Here is a 12,529-nt window from a genome sequence, read left to right on the forward strand (position 1 = left end):
AATCGCACCCCACAGGGCGCCCCACGAGCGTCCACTTCGCAGATACGCACCCGCTGACCTGCGGAAACGTGGAAACCGCCAAGGTGATCGGCAAAGCCGGCCGCGTTACGGGCGCGTATCCCCAATTCGGACCAGTGGTCGACCTCGCCTACACTCGGTGGCGTGCCACGTGGTGACGGTCGACTCAATCACGATCTGCTTCCCGGCGAAAAAGGCCCCCAGGACGCTTGCGGCGTCTTCGGTGTCTGGGCTCCGGGTGAAGAGGTCGCAAAGCTCACGTACTTCGGGCTCTACGCCCTCCAGCATCGAGGCCAGGAATCCGCGGGAATCGCGGTCAGCAACGGCTCTCAGATCCTCGTCTTCAAGGACATGGGCCTCGTCTCCCAGGTCTTCGACGAGACCTCTCTAGGTTCGCTCCAGGGTCATATCGCGGTCGGACACGCCCGCTACTCGACCACCGGCGCCTCCGTGTGGGAGAACGCCCAGCCGACGTTCCGCGCCACCGCGCACGGTTCGATCGCGCTCGGCCACAACGGCAACCTGGTCAACACGGCCGAGCTGGCCGAGATGGTCGCCAAGCTCCCCAAGGACGGCAACGGCCGCTCCACCCGGGTGGCGGCCACCAACGACACCGACCTGCTGACGGCCCTGCTGGCCGCCCAGGTCGACGAGGACGGCAAGCCGCTGACCATCGAGGAAGCCGCCCACGCGGTCCTTCCGCAGGTCAAGGGCGCCTTCTCGCTCGTCTTCATGGACGAGCACACCCTCTACGCCGCCCGTGACCCGCAGGGCATCCGCCCGCTGGTCCTCGGCCGCCTGGAGCGCGGCTGGGTGGTCGCCTCCGAGACCGCCGCCCTGGACATCTGCGGTGCCAGCTTCGTGCGGGAGATCGAGCCGGGCGAGTTCGTCGCCATCGACGAGAACGGCCTGCGCGCCTCCCGGTTCGCGGAAGCGAAGCCCAAGGGCTGTGTCTTCGAGTACGTGTACCTGGCCCGCCCGGACACCGACATCGCCGGCCGGAACGTGTACCTCTCCCGCGTGGAGATGGGCCGCCGCCTCGCCAAGGAGGCCCCGGTCGAGGCCGACCTGGTCATAGCGACCCCGGAGTCCGGCACCCCGGCCGCCATCGGCTACGCGGAGGCCTCCGGCATCCCCTTCGGCGCGGGTCTCGTGAAGAACGCGTACGTCGGCCGTACCTTCATCCAGCCCTCCCAGACCATCCGCCAGCTCGGTATCCGGCTGAAGCTGAACCCGCTGAAGGAAGTCATCAAGGGCAAGCGCCTGGTCGTCGTGGACGACTCGATCGTGCGCGGCAACACCCAGCGGGCTCTCGTGCGCATGCTGCGCGAGGCGGGCGCCGCCGAGGTCCACATCCGGATCTCCTCGCCGCCCGTGAAGTGGCCCTGCTTCTTCGGCATCGACTTCGCCACCCGCGCGGAACTCATCGCCAACGGCATGACGATCGAGGAGATCGGCACGTCGCTCGGCGCCGACTCCCTGGCCTACATCTCCATCGACGGCATGATCGAGGCGACCACCATCGCCAAGCCGAACCTGTGCCGCGCCTGCTTCGACGGCGAGTACCCGATGGAGCTCCCGGACCCCGAGCTGCTCGGCAAGCAGCTCCTGGAGACCGAGCTGGCAGCCGGTCCCGCCGCCACGGCCGCGGCCGACGCGATCCGTCGCCCGTAACACCCTGCAGTACGACACGAAAGCTCTCACAGTCATGTCTGAGACAACTGGTGCCAGCTACGCAGCGGCGGGCGTCGACATCGAGGCGGGCGACCGCGCCGTCGAGCTGATGAAGGAGTGGGTGAAGAAGACCCAGCGCCCCGAGGTCCTGGGCGGCCTCGGCGGCTTCGCCGGGCTCTTCGACGCCTCCGCCCTCAAGCGCTTCGAGCGCCCGCTGCTCGCCTCCGCCACGGACGGCGTCGGCACGAAGGTCGACGTCGCGCGCCGCATGGGCGTCTACGACACCATCGGCCACGACCTGGTCGCCATGGTCATGGACGACATCGTGGTGTGCGGTGCCGAGCCGCTGTTCATGACGGACTACATCTGCGTCGGCAAGGTCCACCCCGAGCGGGTCGCCGCGATCGTCAAGGGCATCGCGGAGGGCTGTGTGCTGGCCGGCTGCGCCCTGGTGGGCGGCGAGACGGCCGAGCACCCGGGTCTGCTGGGCGAGGACGACTTCGACGTCGCCGGCGCCGGTACGGGTGTCGTGGAGGCCGACCGGCTGCTGGGCGCGGATCGTATCCGTAAGGGTGACGCGGTGATCGCCATGGCGTCGTCCGGGCTTCACTCGAACGGGTACTCCCTGGTCCGCCACGTCCTGCTGAACACGGCGGGCCTGGCCCTGGAGTCGGAGATCGCGGAGCTGGGCCGCACCCTCGGCGAGGAGCTGCTGGAGCCCACGAAGATCTACTCGCTGGACTGCCTGGCGCTGACCCGCACCACCGAGGTGCACGCGTTCAGCCACATCACCGGCGGCGGGCTCGCGGCCAACCTCGCCCGGGTCATCCCGGACGCGCTGCACGCCACCGTCGACCGCTCCACCTGGACCCCGGGCGCGATCTTCGACCTGGTCGGGAAGACCGGGAACGTCGAGCGCCTGGAGCTGGAGAAGACCCTGAACATGGGCGTCGGCATGATGGCGATCGTCCCGCAGGAGTCCACCGAGGTGGCCCTGGCCACGCTGGCCGACCGCGGGGTCGAGGCGTGGGTCACGGGCGAGATCACCGACCGCGGCGACAAGGAGACCGGCGCCGAGCTGGTCGGGACCTACGCGGTCTGAGAGCGCCGTGGCCCCTGAACCTGCGGGTAGCACAGAACCCGGTCGGTGGCAGTGCCACCGACCGGGCAGGTGCTCAAAGCAAGGTCAAGCGCCGCGACGGTGCTGTGAGGGACCTTCGTCCTCGTCCTCGTCGTCCTCATAGAGGTCGGCGTAGCGCGAGTACAGGTCATCCTCGTCATGCTCATCGTCCTCGAACGGCTCGCCGTTCGGCGGCTGGCTCGAAGTCGATGCGCCCAGTTCATTGGCCAGACGTGACAGGTCAGTCCCACCGCTGTTGTACTTCAGCTGGCGGGCGACCTTTGTCTGCTTGGCCTTGGCCCGGCCGCGCCCCATGGCTCGACCCCCTCGGTGACGGGGCTCGACGGCCCCAGAGTCTGACGCGTTCATGATCCGGAACGGACCCTCCGCAGAGAGGCCGGTCCGTAGGGCTTCCACGGTACCTGAGCCCGCGCCCATACGGTACGTCGCCCGCAGCACGCGCGTGTGCCCTGGACCCTCGAGGTGCCCCGTCCTCGCTGGTCAGTGGCGATTTTAACCACTTATCGGGGTACGACCCGCCGGTGGAAGTGAGAGTTCTCTCGAAGTTCCCGCCGGCGGGTACCGCTCATGCGTGCGATCGGACACCCGATCGCGGGTCATTTACGGCTTTTTTGCGCTTCCCGCACGGTTTCGGCCGTGCGGGAAGGTGCGCGGCTCAGCGTGCGGCGCGGGCCTCGGCCATCCGCTGCTCGGCGATCCGGTCGGCCGCCGCGGCCGGCGGAATCCCGTCGTCCTTCGCACGTGCGAAGATCGCCAGGGTGGTGTCGAAGATCTTCGACGCCTTCGCCTTGCACCGGTCGAAGTCGAACCCGTGCAGCTCGTCGGCCACCTGGATGACGCCGCCCGCGTTCACCACGTAGTCCGGCGCGTAGAGGATCCCGCGGTCGGCGAGGTCCTTCTCCACACCCGGGTGGGCGAGCTGGTTGTTGGCGGCACCGCAGACGATCTTCGCGGTGAGCACCGGCACGGAGTCGTCGTTCAGGGCGCCGCCGAGGGCGCAGGGGGCGTAGATGTCGAGCCCCTCGACCCGGATCAGCTCCTCGGTGTCGGCGACCACCTGCACGGTCGGGTGCTGGTCCGAGATCCGGCCGACGGCCTCGCGGCGCACGTCCGTGATCACGACCTGCGCGCCCTCGGCCAGCAGGTGCTCCACCAGGTGGTGGCCGACCTTGCCGACACCGGCGATGCCCACCTTGCGGCCGCGCAGCGAGGGGTCGCCCCACAGGTGCTGGGCGGAGGCGCGCATGCCCTGGTAGACGCCGAAGGCGGTGAGCACGGAGGAGTCGCCGGCGCCGCCGTTCTCGGGGGACCGCCCGGTGGTCCAGCGGCATTCGCGGGCGACCACGTCCATGTCGGCGACGTACGTGCCGACGTCGCACGCGGTGACGTAGCGACCGCCGAGGGAGGCGACCATGCGCCCGTAGGCGAGCAGCAGCTCCTCGGTCTTGTCGCGCTCGGGGTCGCCGATGATCACGGCCTTCCCGCCGCCGTGGTCCAGACCGGCCATGGCGTTCTTGTACGACATCCCGCGCGCGAGGTTGAGGGCGTCGGCGACAGCCTCGGCCTCGGTCGCGTACGGGTAGTAGCGCGTACCGCCGAGGGCCGGGCCCAGGGCGGTGGAGTGGATGGCGATCACGGCCTTCAGGCCGGTGGCGCGGTCCTGGCAGAGCACGACCTGCTCATGGCCCCCCTGGTCCGAGTGGAACAGGGTGTGCAGGACATCAGCAGGTGCGCCGGTTACGTCGGTCACTGTGGTGACTCCTGTGTAAGTAGCGGCGAGTGGGGACAGTCCCCGTACGGGTGGCGGGGAGCTGTGGCATGAGCGTAGAGCCTCGGCCCACTCACCATCCGCGCAGTGTTCAGGATCACTCTCCCGCGCCGTGTGCGCACGCATGACCGTGGGACGATTTGCTGTGGTTTCGAGCCGGGTCCGATGGGGAGGGAGCAGGCGTGCCCAAGGTGTCCTCCGTGGTCGTCCCCTATGCCGCGTACCTGCGCGTGTACGAGCCGCTGGCCGCCTTCCCCGAGCCCGAGCGCACCCACTGGGCCCGCTACGCGCGTCGCCCCGACCGGCCCTCCTACCAGGACGAGTTGCGCCGCTCGCTGGCCGACCTGCTGCCCACCCCGCCCGTCGCGGTGCCGGTGCACGAGAGCGGTGACGCCTTCGTGCTGGACGTCGACGGCGTCACCTGCGTCTGCCCCTGGCGGACCCGGCTGCGCGGCTGGCAGGCCCTCGGCGACCTCGCGTCCGAGCTGCCCCGGACGGTGCTGGACGCGGTGCTGCCGCCGCTGGTGCGCCACCAGGCCGCCCAGGACTACGAGCGCTGGCTCGCCCGCAACCCCGACGCCCGGCCCTGGATCCGCACCGCGACCTGGCAGGTGCCGCTGAACTGGTTCGTGCTGGTCTCCGACGAGGAGCGCCGGTTCGACAAGGGGACCGGCGAGGTGCCGCCGATGCTGCGCTACCGCACGCCGATGGTGCAGGCCCGGCGGCGGGTGGCGCGGGGGCTGCGGGCGCTCAAGGACGCCATCGAGGAAGGGCCGTTGATCGACGGCCTGGTGGACGTCGGCCGCTGGCTGGAGGAGTTCCATCCGCGCTCGCTGGTGGAGCTGGACTACGGCGGCCTGGTGCACGTGGTGCCGGCCGGCGAACTGGAGGACGACCACTCGGCGGCGGACGTGGCCGCGGGCATCGAGGCGCTGCGCCAGGGAGACGCGACGGCCGCCGCGGAGGCGTACGGGCGGCTCGTGGAGCGGTGGCGTGCGGTGCGGGAGCTGCGCTCCGCGAACTGAGTCGCGCCGAGTGACGTACGTCACGGTCGAAAAGGCATCGAACAGCGTACGGTCTACGCCACTTGGTCCACCTGACGGGACGTTGGTCCCGATCCGGGCCTTTGTCTCAAGGGTGACGGACGGCACTTACAGGGCTCTTGCGCCTGTTGCTGACCCTCATGCCAAAATAGGACAAGGAGCCCGGGGAGGTCTCCTTCCGTCCAACTATGCTCCACTGTGGGCGGAATCTCTGCATTGCACGCTTTGGGGGGTCTCGTGCCTCCTGATCGCCACTGTGACTGATCGTCACAGTGGCGTGACTGTCCGCTATGGCATGGTCCATCGGCTTCCGTCGCTGATGAACACCTGGGAGGGCAATTCCATCGGTTTGGCCGACGCGGCTGGACAGATGGTGTAGTTGTAGTGCCGAGGACAAGCCGTTCGTCCTATAACCGACTCGACTCGCGTCCGCCATTTCGGGCAACGCGGGTCAAGGTGCAGAATTTAGAGGAAAGAACCGAGAAGGTTCGGTTCTCCCGAGGAGGCCGCTCATGACCGCTCGCACCCCTGATGCCGAGCCGCTGCTGACCCCGGCTGAGGTCGCCACCATGTTCCGTGTCGACCCCAAGACGGTCACGCGGTGGGCGAAGGCCGGCAAGCTCACGTCCATTCGTACGCTCGGCGGGCACCGCCGCTACCGCGAGGCCGAGGTTCGTGCCCTGCTGGCGGGTATCCCGCAGCAGCGCAGCGAGGCCTGAACAACTCCATAACCGGGCAAAGCGGCTGGTCCCCCAACCCGCCGAAGCGCCCGGAACCCTAGCTCCAAGCGACGCGGGACCTGCCCCAACAGGCCCCACGCCCAGGCCGATAAGAACGTTGTAGGCACGTGACACAGGGTGCGTCGTAGATCGCGCTGGACTCCGCCGGGTCCAGCGCGATCTTTTTTGTGCGCTGGTCGGGGTGGCGTGAGGGGCCCTGAGCGGGCTTGTCGGAGTCTGGGGAGGGGTGTCGGAACGGCTGTGTGCGACCCCTGGGGAGGGTGCAATTGCACATATTAAATTGACCAGTTGTAGGAGGGGGGTAAGTGCCACCGTTTCAAAAACTCATCCGGTGACTCCCGTCACATGCCGGGGTGCTTGTTGCCGTCGGCATGTGTGCGCTAGTGGAGGCGGGCGTTCCACCGGCCCATGCGCGTACGGGTGTTGAGCCCGGAGCCACCGGAGCCGGTCAGGCGCTCTGCGGGCTCTCCTCCTCCACGACCTCCTCGCTCGCGTCCGGGGTGTGGGTGCCGGCGTCCATGGCGAGCCGCAGGAGGTGATGGCAGATCGGGCAGTGGCGGGTCAGATGCCGGTAGGACGAGGCGGCCGACAGATGCGCCCTCAGGAGCGCCCGCGTCTCGTGCCTGGCCGATGCCGCCATACCCCACCTCCGGAGGCCGCACAGGGGAAACGAGGCCTGGTTTCTGGGTACCGGCGGAAAGTGACGTCGTCAAGACCGCGAGCGGCTCCGCCGGTTCGGCCGGGTGTACGGCGCCGGGGTGCCCCATCCCGGGGGGCGCCGCCCCCGGACCCCCGCATCGGCCCTGAACGGGCCTCGTCCTCGAACGCCGGACGGGCTGGATCGTGCGGACCGGGCGTCGAGTGGATGCCGGCCTGCGGAAGGGCTCGTGTCGGGAAAGTGGAAGTCCCTCATCCGGTTGGATGAGGGCCTTCGTTCTGCGGTCCTGACGGGATTTGCTGCGTTTGATTGCGGCTCCGCCGCGGGCGCGGCCTCCGCCATGACTGGGATGGCGGGTGGGTGTCGGGGGCAAGCGGAAGGCCCCGTCTGGTGGGGTGAGGGTCTTCGTTCTGCGGTCCTCGCGGGATTTGCTGTGTTTGATCGCGGCTCCGCGGCGGGCGCGGCGTCCGGCGTGGCGGGGGTGGCCGGTGGTGGGGGGAAAGCGGAAGGCCCCCATCCGGTTGGATGAGGGCCTTCGTTATGCGGTCCTGACGGGATTTGAACCCGCGGCCTCCACCTTGACAGGGTGGCGAGCACTCCAAACTGCTCCACAGGACCAGGTTTCGCGGCGCTTGCTGGTGCGTTGCGCTGCGAGAAGAGACTGTACAGGAGGGGCGGGGTCCTGGTCGAACTCACTCTGTGCGGTCGAGCGATTACGGGACGGCGGCGTCGATCGCCTTCACGATGCGCTTGTCGGAGACGGGGTACGCCGTGCCCAGCGCGTGGGCGAAGTAGCTGACCCGGAGCTCCTCGATCATCCAGCGGATGTCGAGCACCTGCTGCGGCACCGGCCGGCCCTTCGGGAGCTGTTCCAGCAGCCAGGCGTACTCGTCCTGCATCTCGTGGACCTTCTCCATGCGGGTGGTGTCCCGCTGGACGCCCGTCGGCATCTGCTGCAGACGCCGGTCCACGGCCACCAGGTAGCGCATGAGGTCCGGCAGCCGGCGTATCCCCGCCCAGGTCACGAAACCGGGCTTCACCAGGGCGTCCACCTGCTTACGGACGTCCGTCAGGTTTGCCAGCAGGGCGGGGCTCTTCACGCCCTTCAGGCGGCGCTCACAGGCCTGCCAGGCGGCCAGCACCTGCTGCACCTGGCCGACCGTGCGGACCGTCGTGTCCACGATCTCCGCGCGCACCTTGTCGTACAGCTTCCGGAACGACTCCTCGTCCCACACCGGCCCGCCGAAGTCCGCGATCAGCTTGTCGGCCGCGGCCGTCGCGCAGTCGTCGAACAGGGCCTGGATGGAGCCGTGCGGGTTGGCGGAGAGCGCCAGCTTCTGCGCGTTCGTCAGCTTCTCGGACGCGAACTTCGCCGGGTTCACCGGGATGTTGCGCAGGATGAGGCGGCGGGTGCCCTTCCACATGGCCTCCGCCTGCTCGGCCTCCGTGTCGAAGAGCCGGACGGAGACCGTGTCGCCGTCGTCCACCAGCGCCGGGTACGCCTTCACCGGCTGCCCGGCCCGGCGCGTCTCGAAGACCCGGGTGAGCGCGCCGATCGTCCAGTCGGTCAGGCCCCTGCGCTCCAGGGACTCGCCGCCCTCACGGGACGCGGTCGCCGCTGCCGCCTGAGAGAGGGCCTGCCTCGCCTTCGGCTTCAGCCGGAGCTTCAGCGCCTCCAGGTCCTTGTCCTCGGCCAGCTTCCGGCGCCGCTCGTCGACGATCCGGAAGGTGATCTTCAGATGGTCCGGGACCTTCGCCCAGTCGAAGTCGTCCGCCTCGAAGGGCACGCCGACCATGCGCTTGAGCTCGCGCGCCATCGTCACCGTCAGCGGCTCCTGCAGCGGCACCGCCTTCTCCAGGAACGCCTTCGCGTAGTTCGGCGCGGGCACGTAGTTGCGGCGGATCGGCTTGGGGAGCGAGCGGATCAGCTCCGTCACGACCTCCTCGCGCAGACCCGGGATCTGCCAGTCGAAGCCCTCGTCGGTGACCTGGTTGAGCACCTGGAGCGGGATGTGGACCGTCACACCGTCGGCGTCCGCGCCGGGTTCGAACTGGTACGTCACCCGGAACTTCAGCGGACCCTGCCGCCAGGAGTCCGGATAGTCGGCCTTCGTGACCGCCTCCGCCGACTCCCGGATGAGCATCTCCCGCTCGAAGTCCAGGAAATCGGGCTGCTCGTGCCGCTTCCGCTTCCACCAGGAGTCGAAGTGCGCGCCGGAGACGACGTGCTCGGGCACCCGCTGGTCGTAGAAGTCGAAGAGGGTCTCGTCGTCGACCACGATGTCCCGGCGCCGCGCCCGGTGCTCCAGCTCCTCGACCTCGCTGAGGAGCTTGCGGTTGTCCGCGAAGAACTTGTGGTGCGTACGCCAGTCACCCTCGACCAGCGCGTTGCGGATGAACAGCTCGCGGGAGACCTCGGGGTCGACGCGGCCGTAGTTCACCTTGCGCTGGGCGACGATCGGGACGCCGTACAGCGTCACCTTCTCGTACGCCATCACGGCCGCCTGGTCCTTCTCCCAGTGCGGTTCGCTGTACGTCCGCTTCAGCAGATGCCCGGCGAGCGGCTCGACCCACTCGGGCTCGATCTTCGCGTTGACCCGGGCCCACAGGCGGCTCGTCTCCACCAGCTCGGCCGACATCACGAACTTCGGCTGCTTCCTGAACAGCGCCGAGCCCGGGAAGATCGCGAACTTGGCGTTGCGTGCGCCCAGGTACTCGTTCTTGTTGCCGTCCTTCACGTCCTTCATCCCGACGTGGGAGAGCAGGCCGGCGAGGAGGGAGCCGTGGATCCGGTCGGCAGGGGCGTCCTCCTCGTTGAGGTGGATGCCCATCTGCTTGGCGACCGTGCGCAGCTGGGTGTAGATGTCCTGCCACTCGCGGATGCGCAGGAAGTTCAGGTACTCCTGCTTGCACATCCGGCGGAAGGAGCTGGAGCCGCGCTCCTTCTGCTGCTCGCGGATGTAGCGCCACAGGTTCAGATAGGCGAGGAAATCGCTCGTCTCGTCCTTGAAGCGGGCGTGCTGCTGGTCGGCCTGGGCCTGCTTCTCCGCCGGGCGCTCGCGCGGGTCCTGGATGGACAGCGCGGCCGCGATGACCATGACCTCGCGGACACAGCCGTTCTTGTCGGCCTCCAGGACCATCCGGGCCAGGCGCGGGTCGACGGGCAGCTGGGCCAGCTTGCGGCCGGTGTCCGTGAGCCGCTTGCGCGGGTCCTTCTGGGCCGGGTCCAGCGCGTGCAGCTCCTGGAGCAGCTGGACGCCGTCACGGATGTTGCGGTGGTCCGGCGGATCGATGAACGGGAACTTCTCGATGTCGCCGAGGCCGGCAGCGGTCATCTGCAGGATGACCGAGGCGAGGTTCGTACGGAGGATCTCGGCGTCCGTGAACTCCGGGCGGGCGAGGAAGTCGTCCTCGGAGTACAGCCGGATGCAGATGCCGTCGGAGGTACGGCCGCAGCGGCCCTTGCGCTGGTTGGCGCTGGCCTGCGAGACCGCCTCGATCGGCAGCCGCTGGACCTTGGTGCGGTGGCTGTAGCGGCTGATCCGGGCGAAGCCGGGGTCGATGACGTACTTGATGCCCGGGACGGTCAGGGACGTCTCGGCGACGTTGGTCGCGAGAACGATCCGGCGTCCGGGATGCGGCTGGAAGACCCGGTGCTGCTCGGCGTGCGAGAGCCGCGCGTACAGCGGCAGGATCTCCGTGAACGGGTACTTCTTCTTCTCCAGGGCGTCGGCGGTGTCCCGGATCTCCCGCTCACCGGAGAGGAAGACGAGGATGTCGCCCTGGCCTTCGGCCCGGAGCTCCTCGACGGCGTCGCAGATGGCCGTGATCTGGTCCCGGTCCGCGTCCTCGGAGTCCTCCTCCAGGAGCGGCCGGTACCGCACCTCCACCGGATACGTCCGCCCGCTGACCTCGATGATCGGGGCGTCGCCGAAATGCCGGGAGAAGCGCTCGGGATCGATGGTCGCCGAGGTGATGACGACCTTCAGGTCCGGCCGCTTCGGCAGCAGCTGCGCCAGATAGCCGAGCAGGAAGTCGATGTTGAGGGACCGCTCGTGGGCCTCGTCGATGATGATCGTGTCGTAGGCGCGCAGCTCGCGGTCGGTCTGGATCTCGGCGAGCAGGATGCCGTCCGTCATCAGCTTGATGAAGGTGGCGTCCGGGTTCACCTGGTCGGTGAAGCGGACCTTCCAGCCGACGGCCTCACCCAGGGGGGTGCGCAGCTCCTCCGCGACCCGCTCGGCGACGGTGCGGGCGGCGATACGGCGCGGCTGGGTGTGCCCGATCATGCCGCGCACGCCACGGCCCAGCTCCATGCAGATCTTGGGGATCTGCGTGGTCTTTCCGGAGCCGGTCTCACCGGCGACGATGACGACCTGGTGATCGCGGATGGCCGCCGCGATCACGTCCTTCTTCTGGCTGACGGGCAGCTGCTCGGGGTAGGTGACGGCGGGCACGCGAGAGCGCCGCTCGTCCATCCGGGACTCGGCCCTGCCGACCTCGGCCTCGATCTCGGCGAGGACGGCGGCACGGGCCTCCGGCTTACGGATCTTGCGCGCGCCCTCGAGTCGCCGACCGAGCCGGTGCGCGTCGCGCAGCGACAGCTCGGTCAGACGGGGGGCGAGGGTACCGAGGGCGGAGGCAGGGTGCGTAGACATACGCGATCCAGGATCTCACCTCGGGGAAATCCCTGGCGAACGAAATTGCGGCGCGTGCCCTCAGGGCGTGCCCGGAGCGGGCGTCGCCGATGCGGCGGGCGGCGATGCGGCAGGCGGCGCCGATGCGGCCGGCTCCGCGCGATGCCTGGCAGCCCCGTCTCCCAGCGCGAGCGACTTCGCGGTGTTCGACACGGCCTTGATCCCCAGGTACGCGGTGGTCGTGCTGCTCACAGCGGTGAAGGCGGCCGTCAGCACCCCCACGATCACCGCCTTGTCCGCGTCGAGCTGCCACACCCCGAAGATCGCGACCCCGGCCACCGCGAGATTACTGACGATCACCGCCAGCAACCCGTACCGAGCCCGGTCCCTCTCCAGCTGCACATCCCCCATAGCCCTGCCCCCGTCCCGGCCCATGCCGTCCCCCAACACCCTCGGTCAGCCAGAACGTAGCGCCACCGACCTGCACTGCCAAGCGCCACCGGCACGACGAAGGCCCCGTTCTGATGAACGGGGCCTTCGGGTTGTGGCTGGGGCCGGGGTCGAACCGGCGACCTTCCGCTTTTCAGGCGGACGCTCGTACCAACTGAGCTACCCAGCCACGAGGTTTCACGTGAAACCTCAGCGGTCCTGACGGGATTTGAACCCGCGGCCTCCACCTTGACAGGGTGGCGAGCACTCCAAACTGCTCCACAGGACCAGGCGCTGCGTACGACAGTGTCGCACAGAGGTGCGCGTGCTCCCAACGTGATTTTCGCCTGCGGTGAGGTGGCCATCAGCTGGGGTGACGTCGCTGGAGCAGCGTATCAGAGGACGGGGTGTGCTCTGAAAA

General features: G+C 68.9%; 9 protein-coding genes and 3 tRNA genes. 4 read left to right on the forward strand and 8 right to left on the reverse strand.

The features are described from left to right. Positions 1 to 162 precede the first annotated feature (162 nt). Both purF and purM read left to right on the forward strand, forming a co-directional pair. On the forward strand, positions 163 to 1,692 hold the full coding sequence (purF, locus tag ABZ865_RS18485) for an amidophosphoribosyltransferase (protein ID WP_361231117.1): 1,530 nt from the start codon (positions 163 to 165) through the stop codon (positions 1,690 to 1,692). A gap of 34 nt (positions 1,693 to 1,726) precedes the next feature. Further along, positions 1,727 to 2,794: a phosphoribosylformylglycinamidine cyclo-ligase gene (gene purM / locus ABZ865_RS18490; protein WP_361231119.1), complete on the forward strand. Its 1,068-nt coding sequence runs from the start codon at positions 1,727 to 1,729 to the stop codon at positions 2,792 to 2,794. An 84-nt stretch (positions 2,795 to 2,878) separates the two neighbouring features. Here the strand turns inward: purM and ABZ865_RS18495 are convergent, their stop codons facing one another. Further along, positions 2,879 to 3,127: a DUF3073 domain-containing protein gene (locus tag ABZ865_RS18495; RefSeq protein ID WP_145885215.1), complete on the reverse strand. Its 249-nt coding sequence runs from the start codon at positions 3,125 to 3,127 to the stop codon at positions 2,879 to 2,881. A 361-nt stretch (positions 3,128 to 3,488) separates the two neighbouring features. Next, positions 3,489 to 4,583 carry a Glu/Leu/Phe/Val dehydrogenase dimerization domain-containing protein gene (locus ABZ865_RS18500; protein ID WP_361231121.1) on the reverse strand — a complete coding sequence of 365 codons (1,095 nt, stop codon included), beginning with the start codon at positions 4,581 to 4,583 and terminating at the stop codon, positions 3,489 to 3,491. A 200-nt stretch (positions 4,584 to 4,783) separates the two neighbouring features. On the opposite strand from ABZ865_RS18500, the gene ABZ865_RS18505 reads away from it, so the two are divergent. Continuing rightward, a complete protein-coding gene (locus tag ABZ865_RS18505) occupies positions 4,784 to 5,626 on the forward strand; it encodes a hypothetical protein (RefSeq protein ID WP_361231123.1) in 843 nt (280 codons plus the stop codon). A gap of 530 nt (positions 5,627 to 6,156) precedes the next feature. Then, positions 6,157 to 6,363: a developmental transcriptional regulator BldC gene (bldC, locus tag ABZ865_RS18510; protein WP_003949541.1), complete on the forward strand. Its 207-nt coding sequence runs from the start codon at positions 6,157 to 6,159 to the stop codon at positions 6,361 to 6,363. Between the two features lie 469 nt (positions 6,364 to 6,832). Here the strand turns inward: bldC and ABZ865_RS18515 are convergent, their stop codons facing one another. From ABZ865_RS18515 to ABZ865_RS18540, 6 genes are all read right to left on the reverse strand, one after another. Further along, positions 6,833 to 7,024, reverse strand: a complete 192-nt coding sequence (locus ABZ865_RS18515; RefSeq protein ID WP_361231125.1) for a DUF6274 family protein — start codon at positions 7,022 to 7,024, stop codon at positions 6,833 to 6,835. A 561-nt stretch (positions 7,025 to 7,585) separates the two neighbouring features. After that, positions 7,586 to 7,660, reverse strand: a tRNA-Asp gene (locus ABZ865_RS18520). 95 nt (positions 7,661 to 7,755) lie between these two features. Beyond that, positions 7,756 to 11,700: an ATP-dependent RNA helicase HrpA gene (gene hrpA, locus ABZ865_RS18525; protein WP_361231127.1), complete on the reverse strand. Its 3,945-nt coding sequence runs from the start codon at positions 11,698 to 11,700 to the stop codon at positions 7,756 to 7,758. A 60-nt stretch (positions 11,701 to 11,760) separates the two neighbouring features. Further along, positions 11,761 to 12,090, reverse strand: coding sequence for a hypothetical protein (locus tag ABZ865_RS18530; protein WP_361231129.1), 330 nt, complete (start codon positions 12,088 to 12,090; stop codon positions 11,761 to 11,763). Between the two features lie 134 nt (positions 12,091 to 12,224). Beyond that, a tRNA-Phe gene (locus ABZ865_RS18535) sits at positions 12,225 to 12,298 on the reverse strand. Between the two features lie 24 nt (positions 12,299 to 12,322). Then, a tRNA-Asp gene (locus ABZ865_RS18540) sits at positions 12,323 to 12,397 on the reverse strand. Positions 12,398 to 12,529: the final 132 nt, after the last annotated feature.

It is taken from the genome of Streptomyces sp. NPDC047085 (genome assembly GCF_040643735.1).
In the GTDB taxonomy this organism is placed as follows: Bacteria; Actinomycetota; Actinomycetes; order Streptomycetales; family Streptomycetaceae; genus Streptomyces.